The 17,368-nt window shown below is 60.8% G+C and carries 16 protein-coding genes, 1 tRNA gene and 1 pseudogene; 5 read left to right on the forward strand and 13 right to left on the reverse strand.

Annotated features, from left to right (window positions below; translation table 11 throughout):
- Window positions 1–83 precede the first annotated feature (83 nt).
- The 4 genes from U0177_RS16520 to U0177_RS16535 all read right to left on the reverse strand — a co-directional run bounded on the left by U0177_RS16520 (window position 84) and on the right by U0177_RS16535 (window position 5,706).
- Entirely contained in the window at window positions 84–917 is an 834-nt protein-coding gene (locus tag U0177_RS16520; protein WP_409571754.1) for a phosphoadenosine phosphosulfate reductase family protein, read from the reverse strand.
- A complete protein-coding gene (locus U0177_RS16525; protein ID WP_409571755.1) occupies window positions 910–4,380 on the reverse strand; it encodes a hypothetical protein in 3,471 nt (1,156 codons plus the stop codon). The genes U0177_RS16520 and U0177_RS16525 overlap by 8 nt, the downstream gene beginning before the upstream one ends.
- Window positions 4,373–5,317, reverse strand: coding sequence for a DUF4007 family protein (locus U0177_RS16530; protein ID WP_409571756.1), 945 nt, complete (start codon window positions 5,315–5,317; stop codon window positions 4,373–4,375). The genes U0177_RS16525 and U0177_RS16530 overlap by 8 nt, the downstream gene beginning before the upstream one ends.
- Window positions 5,318–5,469: 152 nt before the next feature.
- Window positions 5,470–5,706, reverse strand: a complete 237-nt coding sequence (locus U0177_RS16535) for a hypothetical protein (protein WP_409571757.1) — start codon at window positions 5,704–5,706, stop codon at window positions 5,470–5,472.
- Between U0177_RS16535 and U0177_RS16540 the strand changes: the two genes are divergently transcribed.
- Complete coding sequence (locus tag U0177_RS16540; protein WP_409571758.1) at window positions 5,705–6,046, forward strand: IS3 family transposase; 342 nt, start codon at window positions 5,705–5,707, stop codon at window positions 6,044–6,046. The genes U0177_RS16535 and U0177_RS16540 overlap by 2 nt on opposite strands.
- A gap of 8 nt (window positions 6,047–6,054) precedes the next feature.
- Here the strand turns inward: U0177_RS16540 and U0177_RS16545 are convergent, their stop codons facing one another.
- The 4 genes and pseudogenes from U0177_RS16545 to U0177_RS16560 all read right to left on the reverse strand — a co-directional run bounded on the left by U0177_RS16545 (window position 6,055) and on the right by U0177_RS16560 (window position 9,096).
- Window positions 6,055–6,804 (reverse strand): IS982 family transposase, encoded by a 750-nt coding sequence (locus U0177_RS16545; RefSeq protein ID WP_409571759.1) that lies wholly within the window; start codon window positions 6,802–6,804, stop codon window positions 6,055–6,057.
- A gap of 202 nt (window positions 6,805–7,006) precedes the next feature.
- Window positions 7,007–8,332 (reverse strand): annotated as a pseudogene (locus U0177_RS16550) (ISL3 family transposase); the annotation flags it as partial.
- Window positions 8,333–8,347: 15 nt separating this feature from the next.
- Complete coding sequence (locus U0177_RS16555) at window positions 8,348–8,665, reverse strand: transposase family protein (RefSeq protein ID WP_409571760.1); 318 nt, start codon at window positions 8,663–8,665, stop codon at window positions 8,348–8,350.
- Window positions 8,666–8,931: 266 nt separating this feature from the next.
- Window positions 8,932–9,096, reverse strand: coding sequence for a winged helix-turn-helix domain-containing protein (locus tag U0177_RS16560; RefSeq protein ID WP_409571874.1), 165 nt, complete (start codon window positions 9,094–9,096; stop codon window positions 8,932–8,934).
- Window positions 9,097–9,409: 313 nt separating this feature from the next.
- Between U0177_RS16560 and U0177_RS16565 the strand changes: the two genes are divergently transcribed.
- Entirely contained in the window at window positions 9,410–9,994 is a 585-nt protein-coding gene (locus U0177_RS16565) for a site-specific integrase (RefSeq protein WP_409571761.1), read from the forward strand.
- Window positions 9,995–10,078: 84 nt separating this feature from the next.
- Here the strand turns inward: U0177_RS16565 and U0177_RS16570 are convergent.
- The 5 genes from U0177_RS16570 to U0177_RS16590 all read right to left on the reverse strand — a co-directional run bounded on the left by U0177_RS16570 (window position 10,079) and on the right by U0177_RS16590 (window position 14,262).
- A tRNA-Leu gene (locus U0177_RS16570) sits at window positions 10,079–10,164 on the reverse strand.
- A gap of 48 nt (window positions 10,165–10,212) precedes the next feature.
- Window positions 10,213–10,362: a hypothetical protein gene (locus U0177_RS16575; protein WP_409571762.1), complete on the reverse strand. Its 150-nt coding sequence runs from the start codon at window positions 10,360–10,362 to the stop codon at window positions 10,213–10,215.
- A gap of 14 nt (window positions 10,363–10,376) precedes the next feature.
- Window positions 10,377–10,808, reverse strand: a complete 432-nt coding sequence (gene fabZ / locus U0177_RS16580; RefSeq protein WP_409571763.1) for a 3-hydroxyacyl-ACP dehydratase FabZ — start codon at window positions 10,806–10,808, stop codon at window positions 10,377–10,379.
- A 269-nt stretch (window positions 10,809–11,077) separates the two neighbouring features.
- Window positions 11,078–13,657 carry a PEP/pyruvate-binding domain-containing protein gene (locus U0177_RS16585; protein WP_409571764.1) on the reverse strand — a complete coding sequence of 860 codons (2,580 nt, stop codon included), beginning with the start codon at window positions 13,655–13,657 and terminating at the stop codon, window positions 11,078–11,080.
- On the reverse strand, window positions 13,654–14,262 hold the full coding sequence (locus U0177_RS16590) for a TetR/AcrR family transcriptional regulator (RefSeq protein WP_409571765.1): 609 nt from the start codon (window positions 14,260–14,262) through the stop codon (window positions 13,654–13,656). The genes U0177_RS16585 and U0177_RS16590 overlap by 4 nt, the downstream gene beginning before the upstream one ends.
- Before the next feature lie 347 nt (window positions 14,263–14,609).
- On the opposite strand from U0177_RS16590, the gene U0177_RS16595 reads away from it, so the two are divergent.
- The 3 genes from U0177_RS16595 (at window position 14,610) to U0177_RS16605 (ending at window position 17,290) form a co-directional block, all read left to right on the forward strand.
- Window positions 14,610–15,749, forward strand: coding sequence for a glycosyltransferase family 4 protein (locus tag U0177_RS16595; RefSeq protein ID WP_409571766.1), 1,140 nt, complete (start codon window positions 14,610–14,612; stop codon window positions 15,747–15,749).
- Between the two features lie 113 nt (window positions 15,750–15,862).
- Entirely contained in the window at window positions 15,863–16,096 is a 234-nt protein-coding gene (locus U0177_RS16600) for a hypothetical protein (protein ID WP_409571767.1), read from the forward strand.
- Window positions 16,097–16,174: 78 nt separating this feature from the next.
- A complete protein-coding gene (locus U0177_RS16605) occupies window positions 16,175–17,290 on the forward strand; it encodes a glycosyltransferase family 4 protein (protein WP_409571768.1) in 1,116 nt (371 codons plus the stop codon).
- The last annotated feature ends 78 nt before the right edge of the window (window positions 17,291–17,368 follow it).

Consider the following 17,368-nt stretch of genomic DNA (forward strand, 5'->3'; position numbering starts at 1 on the left):
GTATTCTATTCTAGAACAGCCAAGAAGTTGAGATGGAAATGTAAGCGGATTGTAGACAAGATCTCAACTTAGATGTTAACAAACTACAGATGGCAAATATCGCACCCGCTATCGTCATCCTCGCTATCCAACGCTGCCCCCACAAGCTCGATTAGCGGCCGGTTCGGGCGCCGCAGACGCTCTCCCTCCAACCGTATCAGGTGTTCGCGCTTGATCTGTTTCATGCGATCAGGCTGTTCTAACTCGGCAAGGCTTTCACGCTGTCGCCAGTAAAAGTGTTCGCCGCCACGGTCAGTCTCATACGCTTTGGCTTCTTCGAATAGGGCAGGATGGCGTTCTTTGAGACCAGCCCATTCGCCTGTGCGTTGGAAGAAGCAGAAGCTGCACCCACTTCGTTGGCGCCACTCGTAGTATTCCGGCAAGCCTAACCCACTTTCCTCCAACAGCCGCTCCACATCAGCAATTCGAAGGCCGTGTTCCTTGAACGGATAGATTGGTTTGATATTTGGCTTGGCAGAAATATAGCCATTACGCTGTTCATCAGCACGGATGCCGATGTAACTCCATACTTGATCATCGCCAACATACTTTTCAAATGGCTCGATTTTGAGTTTGCGTGTACACCAGCGAACCTGAGCTGATGGCAACATTCCACCGTACATTTCAAGCCAATGATCAAATCCCCGATGATCATCTAAACGCACGATTGGACGTTGCAGATACGCTTCGAGCTTATCCAGGTACTCATACGTTTCTGGCAGTTCTTTCCTTGTATCACAGAAAATATATTCGACTTGTGGAAGTTTCCCGCGTAGATAGATAGCAAGAGCTGTGCTATCTTTCCCACCACTCAAGCTCACAATATGTCTACCGGGCCGAGCCGCCCAATCTGCGAAACTTGCCTCATGATTATTCATGGTTCCCATTCCCATTCAGTGTTGGTTGAAGCTCTGGCTGTAACAACTCCGCTAGAATGGCTACTTTGTCTTCCATAGAGAGTGTATCATACCGCGCAAGTGTTTCTCGTAATTCGTCGTACAGTTGCTGCATATGCAGATGTCGCTTTTTTACTTGAACCACTGTACTGACTTCCCCTTTACCATTAGTTATCCCAACGCGCAAAAGAGAGGTATCGGGTGAAAGGGCGTGGCTTGCAACAGCAACATCTTCAATCCTTCGAAAGCGCCGCCCTAGATCAGTAATGTTTAGTTCAAAGCTTGACAGATCGGCATCATTCCACGAATCTAATGGTTTGTGCCCCACCAACGCCGCCACGCTTTCGATCCAAGCACCGCCGGGTTCAGCGTTTTCCAAACGCACGCCCACCGCGCGCACTTGGCTGTCACTCGTCACGTCGGCAACAGCGCGGTAACGTTCGGTCAACTGGGCGCGCAACATATCGTTTTCGCTGATCGATACGCCGAATGCATTGCGAATATACATTCCCACTTGCACAAGCAGCCGCGCATAAGCATCTTGAAGCTCCTGAAGGCCTGCATTGAGTTCTGCGAAGAACATCTCGACCTGCTGCTCATCCACTGGAGCATCGGCCACAAATGGCATCTGGTCGCAGGCCATCGGCAGCTTCTCAAACAGCAGCTCGTCAGGTGCGCGCGCATCAAGGATTGCTTGGCGAATGGCTTGGGCGCGTTGGCTAATCCGTCGTGTGGTACGGCTGTAAGCAGGAAGTGAACCGATCCGCCTCAGCAGCGGCGTCACCGCATCAAGGATACCAAGCTGCGCTGGCTTAGTCAATGCGCGTGGTGCCAAGGCACGCGCTAAACGCTCATAAATAACCACACGCGCACCGGTTACACGACTGCGACGGATTGCAAAATAGCCGGGTTGACGTTGCAGCCGCTCGAACATAGCTGTGTCGGGCATTGTCACATAGTTACCATGTTCATACCAAGTGATCTCACTAATATTGGCCATATAAACAGCCATTACCAATAATGGAAGAAGGCCAGCTTTGATGCCAAACGGCGGTGCTTCAATTAGTTTGTAGAGTTCGCTAACTAACTGCGGTTGACTCTCAGTTGCATCGATGAACTGCTGTATCGCATTCCAAACCGGAATCACATGAAATGGATCGGTCATGGGTGGTAGGCCAAACCGCCAAATTCCATCGGCCTCTTGCCGATGAATACCTGTACTGCGTAGGACGCTTTCATAAATTGCACGCTCGGGTGGATAGCCGGAAATTCCCAATACATCGTCTTGGGCATGGTCAAGCATCGCCTCGATCAGATTACGACGCGCTTTTGCTGCTGCCGAAGAAAGCTGACGTCGCACAATCAGCTCATTCCATATTCTTGGGGTAGCATTATAGGCTGTATCACAGGCGCTAGACAGCAAATCATCGATCTGTCGTGCCGTTCGCACACCAACCGTCTGCCCACGCCAATACCATTGATTCCAGCCGGGGCCATATGTTTCTGCAATCGCCGTTGCCAAGTATTGGCGCGCCTCAATCAATCGACTAGATAGCTCACGTCGGGCTGCCCGATCACCTTCCAGATCCTGTTGGTTGTCAAGCACATGTTCGAGTGCTGCAACATCCAGCAACAGATCACGTAACTCTCGCACACGTTGTGGAAGAACTACGACTCGTCGAATATCATCTGTGCGCTCTGAGCGTGTAGCCCAAACTCGCGACGCACTGAGGGCTTCCTCATCTGCAGCCACAACATATAGCACCTCACCATCAGCCTCTTGTGTGATCTCCAAAGTATCTGTCAGATCAATGGCATCGATGAAGCGCACAGAGAAATAGCGCACCGCACCAGTCTCATAGCTATGGCGGCGAGCAACCAACGGTACACTATTCGAATATTCCTGGAGCAACTTGACCAACGTCACACGGTCGCCAACCTCGCGCCGAGCGATCTGTGTCATACCATCAATATCGAGATCGCTGCCCTCCCAGATAACAAAGCTATCGCTGTACTGGCGAAACGCAATATGCTTGCGTGTTTGCAGTTCTTGAAGAGCACCTTCAACCGCCACATCATCAATCTGATCACAGAGAGCAAACGCAACTTGGGCCGCATTGGCCTGCAGTCCCTGTACCTGACCCAACGCACCGAGCGTCCCAATTGCTGTCAGTACATCCAATAGTATTCCATTAGTAGCAGGCAATTGCGCGCGCGCCTCAGCCAATTCGGCCCACCGTTGGCCACGCGCCCGGCCAAATAAGCTTGCACCAAGCGTCGCATGAATATAAGAGTATAGATGAGGCAAACGATAGATCGGCAGCTCGCTCGAATTAGCTCGCTCTGTCGCCAAAAAATCTTGAATGCTCCACGACTCACGCGAAGTCAAAAATGCGAATAGTGAACGCTCATTCTGCGCCAACTGACGAAACAGCAACGGCAATGCCACTAGCACAGTAGGGTGGAGCGGGTAAGCGTGAGCGATCAGCGAGTGCCACTCATCGTTACTGACATCGGGCGGTCGTAATCCTAGTTTTTCGCCAAGAGGGGCAACCTTCTCGGCCCAACGCCGGCGAGCGGCCACAAACGGATCCTTCGTTTCAGGAAAAAGGGCATGCGCCACGATTCGCAACATTTGAATCGGCGGCTCCTGAAACAGCAGATCGGCGAAACGCCCCTGTACCTTAGCCCACTCAGCGCGGCGCGTTGCGCCGGCCGCGCCGACATAACTATCAAAAGATTGATGCAGTATGGTTAGAATAATACAGGGTGTCTCAGCACTACGTGCTGCCATTTCCGCCAGTGTTTGCAGCACAAACAAATCCCGATCATCGCCTTGGCGTGCTGCATAATCAAGAAACTGCCCTAGTTCGTCGATCATCAGGGCAATGCCAGCAAAGGCAGTGCGCTTGCGAACTATCACACACGCTTCAGCCAAGAGATCGGCGACCTGTTGCGGATCGATGTCAGGATCAATCGCGGCATCGACGAGTTGCTTCACAAAAGGTATCTTCTTGTTGCGAAACACCTCCATTGTCTCGAACAGCCGCTTTAATTGTTGCACCACCGCTTGCCGCAACGAGTCATTATTTCCACTTACCAGCAACGGCAGAAGCATTGGGCGTGGTTCGGATGTGTGTTCTGGAATGCCCTCGGTGCTGTGCTTAGCAATAAGCCGTTGGCGAACGATGTGGGAATTGCTCAGGTAATGCGCGAGAAATACCGCAAACGCTGATTTACCAGAACCGTATGGCCCAATCAGCGAAAAAGCTCGCGCTCTCGATTCAGGTGCAAGTCCCTGCATGATCCGCTCGATTGTTTGGAGCACTAGCGGAGTAGCCTGATAATCGTTGATGCCAACCTTGTGATCAGCATAATCGCGCTGAAGGTGAATTGAGCGCGTGTAACGTGGCTGGATCGCGAGCGGCATATCAGCGCTAGACATAGCGCACCTCGCTCATAAAAGCCTTCGCGAGCAGCGCATCGGCTTCACTGTAGTTTTCCACATCAGGCCAGACAACTTGCCGAATTCCAGCCTGATCGGTGTAGTATGCGCGCCCTTCGGTCGTTTCACCAATCCGCTGAAGGCGGCTCAGCAACGAGTCGGCATCCAAACGAAACACGCGACCCGGCGATCGTGGCGCATAGGCTAGATCACTAAAGGAAATGTTCTGTCGCTTGATTATGCACAGCATTTCACGAATAACATAGGCAATCAGGGCATCCGGCAGTTCAGGCTGCGTGCCGGATACAAGTTGGTAGATATGTTGCCCCGGCAGCGCTTGGATGACTCCGAGATCGGCCAGTGGGCAGGCAAGCAAATCTTCGATCGCTGAAGTGAGTTGGCGCACTTCGGCACGACAATAACAGTTCAACATACACTCCACATCGCGGCCGATTGTCGCCTCGGAAGGAATGCGCAGATCATGGACTGCAGCAAATGAGCGCAGTTGATACGCCAACTCGGCGGCTGTGAACTCACCGCCTTTCAGTAAATTAAAAGTGTAAAACCAAGTAAACGCCGCCTCAGGTCGTGAGGCAATTTGCCAGTGTAATAGCCAATGACTAGCTGGCGTCACCAAAAAAGGATCCCATCCGTTTTCGCCTAAGAGCATATGTCCAAGTGGTGTTATGGTATGCCCCTCACCCGAAGCAGCGCGCTCGAAAATGCCACATGCCCTGCCCCAAAATCGTATTGACTGCGCCATATTCTTCCCTACCCCGAGCTGCACAAAGGCATCTTCCTGGTAGAACAGATCAGGCGTAAAGCGCAAAATATCATATGCCTTCTTTAGCCAATTGCTACGCAGGGCAAAGGTTTCGTGGCCACTAAAAGTTGGTACTGTACCAGAGGGAAACAGCGTTGTAAGGGGGAAAGACATGATGTCTGTGCTCCGAGATACGAGATGAACATATGTATCAATCGCCATTATAGCATAAGTGGACCCAGAAATCTGCACAACGAAGCGACTAGGGTTCGGTAGAATGAGGCATGAAAAAAGTTTACACCACCACGTTCAAAGCCCAGCTCGTATTAGAGCTGCTCAAGGAAACCAAGACGATCGGCGAGTTGGCTGCCGAGTACTAGACGCATCCGAACGTGCTGCGCATCTGGCGCGATCAGGCTGTCAAATTGCTGCCTGCTGCCTTTGAGAAGCGCGACAGTCTCATCGGCGCCCAGGCTGCCCACGCCAAGCAACTGGAGGAGTTGTACGCTGAGATTGGTCGCCTGACCACCCACGTCACTTTTCTGAAAAAAGATTGCCGTCATGAGCCATACCGAACGGCACACGCTTCTCGACCATAATCCCGACGCGCTGCCGCTTACGACCCAAGCTGACTTGCTCAGCATCTCTCGGCGCAGTTTGTACTATCAGCCGGTACCGCCACCGCCGGAGGAGGTGGCGATCAAGCATCGCATCGACGAACTCTACACCGCGCACCCGTTCTATGGCTCGCGCAAGCTGACAGTGCTGCTTGAGCCAGAATTTGCGCCGATTAATCGCAAGCGGATCCAGCGCTATATGCGCGAAATGAGGATTGCTGGCATCAGTCCAAGACCCAACTCTGAGCAAACGTGCTTCGGAGCATCGGATCTATCCCTACCTTGATTGCTAGTTCAGGTTCGTACAGGCCAGGCAATGATTGACGCCAGCGCCTTCAGCTCGAAGCCGCCATTTGTGCGGGCATACAAGCGCTCAAGACCCATTTTCTCGCATTGGCTGTTGACGGTTTCAATCGTATGACGATACTCTCGCAATTCGATCTCATCGAGAAACCACTCGTGTGGCTGCATATTGGCCCGCCGTGCCGGAATGAGCCGCACCTCCGTCTCAGCCAGTATGCTCGCCTCATCAGCCGCGCAGTTGTAGGCTTTGTCGCCGAACAGTCGCGCTCCAGGTGGCAAGACGACTGCCAATTCGTGCAGCGGTGTCAAATCGTGAAACGCAGCCGGCTCCATGTGGAAGTTCACCGGCAGACCGCTCGGCGTACAGATCAGGTGCAAGCGCCAGCCGAAGAACTTCTCCTTTTTCGCAGCGCAGTAGCCACAGTAGTCTCGTCCAAGCACCTTTTTACAGCAGCGAGCGCGTACGCGGCGGCAGACTGGAACAGGCAGACTATCAATGACAAACACCTCACCACTCAATCCAAGCTTGCCCAAGGTCGTAGCGATGAAGGCCAGCCAATCGGCCAGCTTGTGCAAGCGTCGATTGAAGCGCTTGACATCAATCCAGCCGGACAAATAGCCATTCTCGCGCAGAATGCAGACCGCTCGTTCATGATGGTTGTGGAAGTACTTCGCAGCGGCGACCGCAATCAGGATGACCTCCGAGTCAGGCACCTGCGCACGCACATCACTACGATGCATTGAGGTGTTCCATCAACGTGTCGATTAGGACAAAGGCCGTTATAATCCAGGTGGCGTCCATTGATTCTTCCGCCAGGATTACGGCGTAGGAACCATAATCCTGGCGGAAGAATCAATGGGCATCAACTAGCAATCAAGGTATCCCTATATGTGTGACATGCGACCCAAAAACTGGGTCTTGCTCAACTTCCGTGCACAGCCCTTATACGGGATGGAGTACACGCTGCCGCAATAAGTCGAAGTTGGCTCGTCCGTACATCTGGCGCTTGACGAGCTTCAGTCGCGTAATTTGGCCCTCGACTTGGCCCGTGCTCCAAGGCAGGCGAAGAGCTGCACGAACAGCAGCTTCATCCTGCTGTAAGCCGCTTGCAAAGTTCGCCATTTCTCGAATGCCACTTGTCAAGCAGTCTTTGAGCCAGCTATCAAGCGTCGCCTCATTGCGCTGCCGTACCATTTCAAGAAAGCGTTGTGCGAGCCCATGTCCTGTGGCTACACTAGGTTCTTGGAGGAGAATCGAGCGCAACTGCTGCTCATCGCTACCAAGCTCACTTTCACCTTTCAGGAGTAACCAAACCAGCCGACGTGCAGATGGCAAGCGCCGTTCTCCTGCCATTCGTGCTTGGAGTGCTTGCGCTGCAACAGTGTACCTTGCTCGATATGCTGGTTTTGTCCTTGGTGCTGGTTCTTGTCGATGGCTCTGTACCCAATGACGGAGCGTATAGATTGAGCCAGTGTAGCCTTCGGCTTGCAAGAGCCGAAACAGCCTGGTTGTTGTTCGCTCGCCCTGCTGCCAGCGTTTGCGTAACAGCGGCTCAAAGGGTCTGAGAATTGTCGAGCGTGGTTGTTTTGGCGCTCGTTCTGGAAACGTGTCAGCTTGAATGAATCGGCGCACTAACCAAGCACTGATGTGTAACTCTTGCGCGATGGAGCGCTTACTCTTGCCCTGCTGGTAGAGCAGTCGAACACGTTCATACAAGGCGAGCCGACGCTTCCGCCGCTCTGCTGGCATTTTGGCCTCGGTTCCTGTACGTTTCCGACGGCGTAGAGGCAGTGGCGAGGTGCCGCTTTCCCCGCCACTCGGTGGTGTATCTGCTAGTCGTGTGCGAAGGTTCGTATGTGTGCGTTCAAGGGTACGCTCGAGCGCTTCACGAAGGTTGCACAGCAGATGGAAGCGGTCTGCAACCTGAACAGCAGCTGGTGCGCCTGCTGTTGCACCACGAATATACTCTGGGCCGCGGTCACGAGCGATAATCTCGATGCCAGGATGCTGCTTGAGCCACATTTCCAGTGTTGTCGCACTACGCTCAGGCAATAGGTCGATCGGGCGTCGTTGTTCAAGATCAACCAGAATGGTGCCATATTTCTGACCTTTACGAAGCGCGAAATCGTCAACACCAAGAACCCGAGGTTGAACGGCAGATGGTGAGGGAATTTGCCGAACGAGGCGCAGCAGCGTATGCCGACTTGATGGCATAGCCAAGGTTTTGCTTGCCCTTGCACCAGCGGCGCCACCAAGAGCGAGACCAAGCTGCTGGAGTGTCTGTTACAAACGGCTCGTATATTGAGCATAGGGTCGAAGATAATTACCCAAACGTTCGGCAAAAGTTCGGGCAGGACAAACAGGATTGGCACAACGAAAGCGACGTACTTGAAGAACGAGACGAACAGCGTACTCAAGGATGGGCAGGTCACGAGGCGAGCGTGTATAGGAACTATGAACGCTTGACGAGGCTTGGCCACAACGTGGGCAGATCGCGCTTCGGGCTGAAGCGTGAGCAGAGACGATCAGCGTTTGTGAGTCCAAATGTACATCAGACACCGTGAGTCCAAAAAACACAGAGGCGAACAGGGAAGTAAACACACCACTAGCTTCTAGAGTAGTTGCTTTTCAAGCAGGTATACAGAAACCATGAAGCATACCAAATGTCAAGCTGGTTTGCCATTGCACGGAAGTTGAGCAAGACCCAGTTTTTGGGCTGAACCATTGCAATCGGACGTTTGCCGCGCGGCGCCCAGACCCGGCGCACGATCGCAAACAAGCCAAGCCGGGCTTCGTCCTGGCTCCAGACTTCGACAGTATTGTGCGGGTGTGCCGCTTGAACCTCGGCGACGGTGGCGCTCAGTTTTTCACTTGTCTTGCTGCTCGGGTGTGGCAGCCTGGCGATGACGTGGCCGCGGCACTTGTGGAGTGAAGCCGAACTGACGCAGCACTGCCCAGCCATACTGGCGATAGACCTGCTTGCGGCCGGTCGTTTGAGCAATCCAGCGGGCGACACGGGCGCCATTCCACAGGCCGCCGTCGGATGTGGCTGGGCAGTGCGGCGCGTAAGGCGTCCTGTTGCTCGTCGCTCAAGGAGTGCTGCCGTGAACCGGGATTGCTGGCGCGACCGTCGCTGACAGCAGCCGAACCGCCGGCATTGTAGCGCTTGATCAGTGCTTGATGCTGTTGCGATGGAGGCCGACAATGCTGGCAACGCTATGACAATCCCCAAGCTGGCCACGATTAACCCGTGCAAGGGCGTGGAGTTGCCCAGGCCCGACGACGAAGAGATTCACCCGCTTACACCGGCTGAGGTAAACATCCCGCTTCGCGCTCACGCTCTTCGTGCTCAACAAAGCCAGTGGTGGTCGCAGCCCTGATCGCCTGATGCCGTTCTATCACGTGGCGATCTATTGCGGGTTGCGGCAGGGCGAGTTGTTCGGCCTGCGTTGGAAAGATGCCGATCTCGAGCGCAAGGAATTGCGCGTTGCAGGCCAGATTCAGCGCGGCACGCGCGCTCGTGGCAAGACCAAGCGCGCCCATCGAGCTATTCCGATAGCGGCCGAAACCATACGCGTACTCAAGTGGCATCAACAGAACCAAGAGCAGGAGCGGCGCATCAGTGGCAAAGGCTGGAACGCCGGCGATCTGGTCTTCAGTTGCGAGGTTGGTACCGCATTGAATCCGAAGATGATCGGCGAGCAGTTCGATACCCTGCTGCGCAGGAATGAGCTACCTGACGTGCGTTTCCATGATCTACGCCACACCTATGCTGTACTCTCGATCGCGGCCGGTGTGGATATCTACACGCTTTCGCGCCAGATGGGTCACAGCACGATTAGCATGACTGCCGATCGCTATGGCCATCTCTACCAGGGGCACAGCCAGGACTTGGAAGCCCTCGATCAGCTTCTGAAGAGGAGCGCATAAGATGCGACATTTTCCAGAATTCCATCCTGAGATGCTGAATGCAAAATGCGGCACTTCGCCAAATAGCGAAATACCGCATTGCAATGGTGCCGGAGACGGGACTCGAACCCGTACGGGGTTGCCCCCAACGGTTTTTAAGACCGTAGCGTCTGCCATTTCGCCACTCCGGCGCGGCGCCCTCATCATAGCATGCCGCGCGGGCCGGGGCAATAGCCCGGCTACACCAGCATGCTCAGCGCAAGCACGATCACTGCGAGCGGCAGCCACGGCACGCCGCCCAGCCCGCTGAGCGCCAGCAGCGCCAGCAGGATGGCCACGATCGCGAGTATCTGCCGGTAGCTCGGCCGCCGTCCGCGCCGCCGCGCCATAGCTGCCTCCTGCGCTACTGCCGGTTCGCCAGCGCGAAGATCAGCTCGGCCTCGCAGGCGAGCTGGCCCTTGACGGTGGCGGTGCCTTTGCCGCGGCCAATGCCCATGCGGATCTTCTCGAACTGCACCTCGAGGCGCAGCGTGTCGCCGGGGCGCACCGGCCGCTTGAAGCGCACCTTGTCGATCCCGGCAAACAGGCCGATTTTGCCCTTGTTCTCGGGCAGGATCAACGCGGCCACCGAGGCCGTCTGCGCCAGCGCCTCGACGATCAGCACCCCAGGCATGATCGGGAAGTCGGGGAAGTGGCCCTGGAAGAACGGCTCGCCGATCGACACCAGCTTCTCGCCAACCGCGCGCACGCCCGGCTCGACCTCGAGGATCCGGTCGATCAGCAGGAACGGGTAGCGGTGCGGGATGATGCCCATGATCTCTTGCGCGTTGAGCATATGCCTTCCCTTCGTGATGCGCCTGCGGCGGGCCGAACAACGCGCGTATGGTAGCATTGCCCGCCGCAGGCGTCAATGCGGCATGCTTAGGAGCTACGCACTTGCGTGATTCGGCTTCCTCAAGCGACGCGATTGAGCCTGCGGCAGCATGGTATTTTTACATCTTCTGTGTCCATTTTCCGCGCGGAGCGCGGAAAATGGACACGATAGGGAGGATGGTTCTGCTCTGCCGAAGGCTGAGCGCGCTAACTGCGTTTGTCCTAATGGTATTAGCCCTCGACCGTCACGGTGCCGGCGGTGCCGTCGACCGTGACCAGCTGGCCGCTGTGGATGGCGCGCGTGGCCGATCCCGCCGCCATCACCGCCGGGATGCCATACTCGCGCGCGACGATGCTGCTGTGGCTGAGTGGCCCGCCGATGTCGGTGACGACTGCGGCAGCCTGCGCGAACAGCGGCGTCCAGGCCGGCGTGGTTGTGACGGCTACCAGCACATCGCCGGGCCTGAGCTTGCCGAAATCGTCGGGGCCGAATAGCACGCACGCCGGCGCGGTCACGCGGCCGCCGCTGGTGCCCACGCCGCTCAGCACCAGCTTGCCGTCCTGGGTTTTGGCCGGGCCGCCGTGCATGAAGCGCGCCCAGCGCGAGTTCTCGGGCAGCAGCACGGGCGGGCTGGCCCTGAGCGCGGCCTGCCACTGGGCTTTGCGCGCCGGGATGCGCCCCGCCAGGTCGGGCAGCGCGATGCCGCGCTCGAGCGCCTCGGCCAGGCCGATCACTTCGGCCTTTTCAAGCCAGTAGATCGCGCCTGGCTCGGCGACCGCCCCGCCCTCGGCGAAGCGCCGGCCCAGCTCAGCCAGCATGCGCCGCATCAGCGGGTGGCCCATGCCCATGTCGAACAGGCTGTCTTCGCGCATCGGCCCGGTGGCCTGCGCCCAGCGCAGCAGGCCGGCAAACCAGCCACGGCGCGGCCAGCCAACCCGGCGCATTACCGCCTGGGTAGCTTGCTCGCGCGTCGCGGCGGCCTCACGCTCGCGCTGGTAGGGGTCGCCGGCCGCTCCTGCCACAAAGGCTTTGAACGCGTCGAGCACCGGGCCGGGCTGCTCTTGCGGCGTGGGGTTAGCGAAGTCGAACTCGTAGGCGGTGCGGCCGAACTGGTGCAGGTGGCGATCAAAGCGCGCGCGCCACTCGGCCCACGCGCCGCCCGGCAGCCCCGCCGGCGCCTCGGCCTGGCGCAGATCGGCCTCAAGGCGCGCGCTGGCGCTGCTCGCGACATAGCCGGCCAGCGCCGGGTTCGCGCGCAGCCAGCCGGCAAGGTCGAACAGCGCTTTGTCGGCCCGCAGCGACACGGTATCGAGGCCCAGCATAAACGTGCTGGCGGGCGGGTCGCCTTCGCGGCGGATGAGGCGATCGTACACCGCCGTGAACAGCGCCTCGCTCACGGCCGCGATCGGCAGCGTGGCCTGGATCTCGTTGTAGTAGCGGATGGCGGCGGTGAAGATCGCGCGCACGCCATCGAGCAGCTCCGAGGGCCGCAGCGCCGCCAGCGGCTTCTGCTCCCACTCGGCCACTACGCCGCCGAACTGCTGCCGCGCGTCCTGCCAGAGCGCCACGCTCTCGCGCGCCAGACGCATGAATTGCGGGATGTAGCGCCCCATCAGCCGCAGCGTGACGCCAATCTTCAGGTGGTTGCGGCGGTACAGGTAGCCGTTGAGCGCCTCGTACTCGGCCTGGTTGGGCACCAGGCCAGCCGCCATCTGCCTGCCGGCCACCCGCTCCATGAACTGGTAGCTCACCCGGTTGGCGATCTCGAGGCCCAGCGTGGCGAACAGCGGCGTGACCGGCCCGGGAACGTGCTCGGCCAGACTGTTGCGGGTGTACAGCGCATCCGGCACGCTCGGCCGCCACTCGGGCGGCAGCGCGGTGATCGGCCGCGCCTGCACGATGAAGAAGCGGCCACCGGCCAGCGCCCACTCGATATCCATCGGCGTGCCGTAGAGCTGCTCGATCCGCGCGCCCAGCTGCGCTAGCTCGCCAGCCTGGGCATCGCCCAGCACTGGCTGGCGCCGCTGCGCCGCCGGCACCGGCTGCTCGCGGGTGCCGCCCTCGGCGCGCACCGTCATCAGCACCTTCTCGGCGGTCTCGCGGCGCAGCACCCGCCCGCTGCCCTTCTGCACCGTCAGCGTGTCGGGCGTCACCGCGCCCGACACCACCGCCTCGCCCCGGCCCCAGGCCGCGTTGATCACCAGCTCGTCGCGCTTGCCATTCACCGGGTTGGCCGTAAACATGATCCCCGCCGCGTCGGCAAACACCAGCTCTTGCACCACAACCGCCAGCGCCACCGCGGTCTGGTCGATCGCGTTGTTGATGCGGTACGCAATCGCCCGCGCCGTCCAGAGCGAGGCCCAGCACTGCTTCACGGCCGCCAGCACCGCGCCGGCGCCACGAATGTTCAGGTAGGTCTCCTGCTGGCCGGCAAACGACGCGCCGGGCAAGTCTTCGGCGGTGGCCGACGAGCGCACCGCCACGGCGGCGTCGCGCAGCGCGGCGTAGGCCCCAGCCACGGCCTCGGCGATCTCGGGCGGGGTGGCGCCGGCGGCGAACAGCGCGCGGATCTGCTCCGAGGCCGCGTCGAGCGCGGCCGTGTCGGTAGGGCTCAGCCCCGCCAGCGCCTGCGCGATGCGCGGCGCGAGGCCGTTCGCCGCCACAAACTGGCGGTAGGCGGCGGTTGTGACGTGAAAGCCGCCCGGCACCGGCAGCTGCGCCGACAGCAGCTTCGCCAGCGACATCCCCTTGCCGCCGACGTTCTCGAGCGTGGCGGCGGCGTCGGACAGCGCAATAACAAACGTGTTCATCCCTGGGCTCCTTCGGGGGCGATCCCCCGCAAAAAGATATCGACCGCCTCGCCGAGCATGGCCTCGGGGCTGCCGGCGGGGCGCGTGGTGTACAGCACCGTCATGAGCGAGTTGGTGAGCAGGCGCGCCGCGTTGAGCGGCTGCACCGGGCGAAAGCGGCCCTCGGCAATCCCCGCCTCGATCAGCGATGCCACCAGATCCTGGAATGCATAGCGGCGCTGGTGAATGCGCTGCTGGCTTTCGGGGCGCAGGCGCTGCGCCTCGGCGCTCAGCAGCCAGAACAGCTGGTTGTTGGCCTGCAGGTAGCTCAGCTGCACCTCCATGATCTGCCTGATGCGCGCGTCGGGCGGCGCGTCGCGCCTGGCAATCGCCTCGGCGCTCTCGGCAAGCGCGAGCGTGAACTCGTCGAGCATGAACAGCAGAATGTCGTCCTTGGTTGCAAAGTAGTCGTAGAGGCTCGATTTGCCCATCCCGGCCGCCTCGGCGATCGCGCGCATCGAGGTTTCGGGGAAGCCTGCCGTCAGGAATAGGTCGATTGAGGCATGGGCGATCTCGCGCCGGCGGCTGCACAGCTCCGCTTCGGTGAGCGGTTTTCCCTTGGGCATGGCTGTCTCCCAAAAAAAAGCGACCAGCGTTCGCTTTAGTATAGAGCGACCGGTGGTCGCTTGTCAATGACAAGACTTACGCGGTGTCCTTCCGTCAGGGAGGCTTGGAGGGCTTGCGCCCTCCAAAATCACTCTTTTTGGCCGGCCGCGGCCACCGCTGTGGCCGCGACCGGCTGCGGCTTCGCCGCCCCCGAACCCCGCCGCGCTGCCTTTCGCACCTAAGGAAGTTTTCGGGGGCGGCTTCGCCGCACCGAACCCCCGCCGCGCTGCCTTTCGCGCGCTCGGCGGGATTGCCGGTTTGCCCGGCCGCGCGCCAGCGCGTATAATCCGCGCCGGAGGAGATGCCGATGCGGATCGCGATCAACGGTATGTTCTGGGGCCAGCCGAATGTCGGCAGCGGGCAGTACCTGCGCGGGCTGCTGGGCGCCCTGGCGCGCGCCGCGCCCGAGCACGAGTACGCGCTGCTGCTGCCGGCCGGGGCTGCAGGCGGCGCGCGCTTCTCGGCCGGCGATACGCTGGTGGTGCCGACGCCGTTCGACCGGCGCGGCGCGAACGTGGCCAAGCTGTGGTTCGAGCAGGTAGGCGTGCCGCTGGCGGCGGCGCGCTGGCGCGCCGATGTGCTGCACGTGCCGTACTTCGCGCCGCCGCTGGCCTCGGCTGTGCCGGTGGTCGCCAGCGTGCTCGACATCATCCCGCTGCGGCTGCCCGAGTACCGCGGCGGCGCGGCGGTGCGCGCGTATATGCGCCTGGTGACGCGCGCGGCCAGCCGCGCCCGGCAGGTGATCGCGATCTCGGAGTTTTCGCGCGCCGATATTATTCGCCACCTCGGCTGCGCGCCCGCGCGCGTGGCCGCCATCCCGCTGGCGGCGGGCGAGCAGTACCGCCCGCTCGACCCGGCGCGGGCCGCGGCATTTGCAGCCGAGCGCTACGGCCTGCGCGGCCCGTTTGTGTACTACGTCGGCGGGCTCGACGCGCGCAAGAACGTGCCGATGCTGCTGCGCGCCTGGGCCGCGCTGCGCCAGGCCGGCGGCCCCCCCGCCAGCCTGGCGCTGGCCGGGCGCGCGCTTGGCGGCGACCCGCGGCTGTTTCCCGATATCGACGCGCTGATTGCCGAGCTGGGCATTGGCCGCAGCGTGGCGCGCCTCGACGTGCCGCACGCCGACAATCCGTGGCTCTACAGCGCCGCCACGGCCTTCGCTTTCCCGTCGCGCTACGAGGGCTTCGGCCTGCCGCCGCTCGAGGCCATGGCCTGCGGCACGCCGGTGGTCGCTTCAGACGCCAGCAGCCTGCCCGAGGTGGTGGGCGACGCGGCGCTGCTGGCCGCGCCCGGCGACCTGCCCGCGTGGGTGGCGGCGCTGTGGCGGCTGCTGGCCGACCCGGCGCTGCGCGCCGAGCTGCGACAGCGCGGCCTGGCGCGCGCTGCCGAGTTCGGCTACGACCGCGCGGCGCGCGCTACCCTGGAGATTTACGCGCGGGCGCGCGGCTAGCGCAGCCCGTGTCACCGTCTTGTAATCTACGAACACTTGTTCGTATATCGTTCATTGTAGTACACTCGGCTTCACCGTTTCTTTACTGGGCTCGCCCAGCCAGCAGAGCTACAATGAATCAAGACGAGTTGGTCGAGGAGATCAGCCATCACGAGGCGCTGCTGCGTATTCAGCGCCGCAACCTGCGGGCGCTTGAGCTGCAGATCGCGCAGCACGGCCCGCTCGACGTGCCGCTGCACCTGCAGCTCGCGCAGGACGACGTGCGCGCCGAGATTGCGCGGATCGAGCGCTCGATCCGCGATCTGCGCGCGCGCCTGCGCCGCCAGCAGCGCCGCAACGCCGGCTAGCCCCGGCGCGGCGAGCTGGCTGGTTCCACTGACAGGGACTTGGAAATTGGTAGTTGACAAAGTACATATAGAACAGCTATGCGTGTACTCATGCTCTCGAAGGCGCTGGTGGTCGGCGCCTACCAGACCAAAGCCGAAGCCCTGGCCGCGCTGCCTGGGGTTGAGCTTACCGTGGCGGTGCCGCCGAGCTGGCGCGAGCCTGGCGCGGCCGAGCAGCACCTCGAGCGCCGCTTCACCTATGGCTACCGGCTGGTCGAGCTGCCGATCTGGCTGAACGGCCGCCACCACTCGCACTTCTACCCCGGCATCGCGCGGCTTGTGGCGGCGACGCGCCCCGACGTGCTGCACATCGACGAGGAGGCGTTTAACTTCGCCACGTTCCACGCCATGCGCGCGGGCGTGCGCTATGGCGCGCGCTGCTGCTTCTACAACTGGGCGAATGTCGCGCGGCGCTACCCTCCGCCGTTTGGCTGGTTCGAGCAGTATAACTTCCGCCACGCCGCGCACGCGATCGCCGGCAATGCCGAGGCCGCCGCGATCATCCGCCAGCACGGCTACGCCGGGCCGATCAGCATCCTGCCGCAGTTCGGCGTCGACCCCGGCATGTTTTCGCCGGCCGCGCGCCAGCCCGGCGAGAGCCTGCCGCCCGCCGGTGCGCCGTTTGTGGTGGGCTACCTGGGCCGGCTGGTGCCGCAGAAGGGCGTGCTCGACCTGGTGGAGGCGCTGGCGCTGCTGCCCGCGCGTGTGCGCGTGCGCCTGATCGGCGCGGGTGTGCAGCGGCCCGATCTGCTGGCGCGCGCCGCGGCCCTGGGCGTGGGCGCGCGGCTCGAGCTGCTCGACTGGAGCGCCGACGTGCCTGGCGAGCTGCGCCGGCTCGACGCGCTGGCGCTGCCGTCGCATACCACGCCCCGCTGGAAGGAGCAGTTCGGCCGGGTGCTGACCGAGGCGATGAGCTGCGGCCTGCCGGTGATCGGCTCGTCGTCGGGCGAGATCCCGAATGTGGTAGGCGACGCCGGCCTGATCTTCCGCGAGGGCGATGTGCCCGCGCTGGCTGCGGCGATCGCGCGGCTGGCGGATAGCCCCGCGCTGTGCGCCGACCTGGGCCGCCGTGGCCGCGCGCGCGTGCTGGCGCACTACACGCAGGCGGCGCTGGCGCGCAGCTACTACCAGGTATACCGCTCGATGCTCGGCTAGCGCCCGAGCGCCGCCAACACAGCCCGTTTGACCACTTTCTTTTAGGCACGCCCTGCCTAATCCGCTGTTCGCTCGATC

Source organism: Kouleothrix sp. (assembly GCF_046328425.1).
In the GTDB taxonomy this organism is placed as follows: domain Bacteria; phylum Chloroflexota; class Chloroflexia; order Chloroflexales; family Roseiflexaceae; genus Kouleothrix.

Bases quoted from the DNA above. Each gene is read 5' to 3' on its own strand.
- U0177_RS16520 (WP_409571754.1), bottom strand. From the start codon at position 917: ATGAATAATCATGAGGCAAGTTTCGCAGATTGGGCGGCTCGGCCCGGT.
- U0177_RS16525 (WP_409571755.1), bottom strand. From the start codon at position 4,380: ATGTCTAGCGCTGATATGCCGCTCGCGATCCAGCCACGTTACACGCGC.
- U0177_RS16530 (WP_409571756.1), bottom strand. From the start codon at position 5,317: ATGTCTTTCCCCCTTACAACGCTGTTTCCCTCTGGTACAGTACCAACT.
- U0177_RS16540 (WP_409571758.1), top strand. From the start codon at position 5,705: ATGAGCCATACCGAACGGCACACGCTTCTCGACCATAATCCCGACGCG.
- U0177_RS16535 (WP_409571757.1), bottom strand. From the start codon at position 5,706: ATGACGGCAATCTTTTTTCAGAAAAGTGACGTGGGTGGTCAGGCGACC.
- U0177_RS16545 (WP_409571759.1), bottom strand. From the start codon at position 6,804: ATGCATCGTAGTGATGTGCGTGCGCAGGTGCCTGACTCGGAGGTCATC.
- U0177_RS16575 (WP_409571762.1), bottom strand. From the start codon at position 10,362: ATGGCGCGGCGGCGCGGACGGCGGCCGAGCTACCGGCAGATACTCGCG.
- fabZ (WP_409571763.1), bottom strand. From the start codon at position 10,808: ATGCTCAACGCGCAAGAGATCATGGGCATCATCCCGCACCGCTACCCG.
- U0177_RS16585 (WP_409571764.1), bottom strand. From the start codon at position 13,657: ATGAACACGTTTGTTATTGCGCTGTCCGACGCCGCCGCCACGCTCGAG.
- U0177_RS16590 (WP_409571765.1), bottom strand. From the start codon at position 14,262: ATGCCCAAGGGAAAACCGCTCACCGAAGCGGAGCTGTGCAGCCGCCGG.
- U0177_RS16595 (WP_409571766.1), top strand. From the start codon at position 14,610: ATGCGGATCGCGATCAACGGTATGTTCTGGGGCCAGCCGAATGTCGGC.
- U0177_RS16600 (WP_409571767.1), top strand. From the start codon at position 15,863: ATGAATCAAGACGAGTTGGTCGAGGAGATCAGCCATCACGAGGCGCTG.
- U0177_RS16605 (WP_409571768.1), top strand. From the start codon at position 16,175: ATGCGTGTACTCATGCTCTCGAAGGCGCTGGTGGTCGGCGCCTACCAG.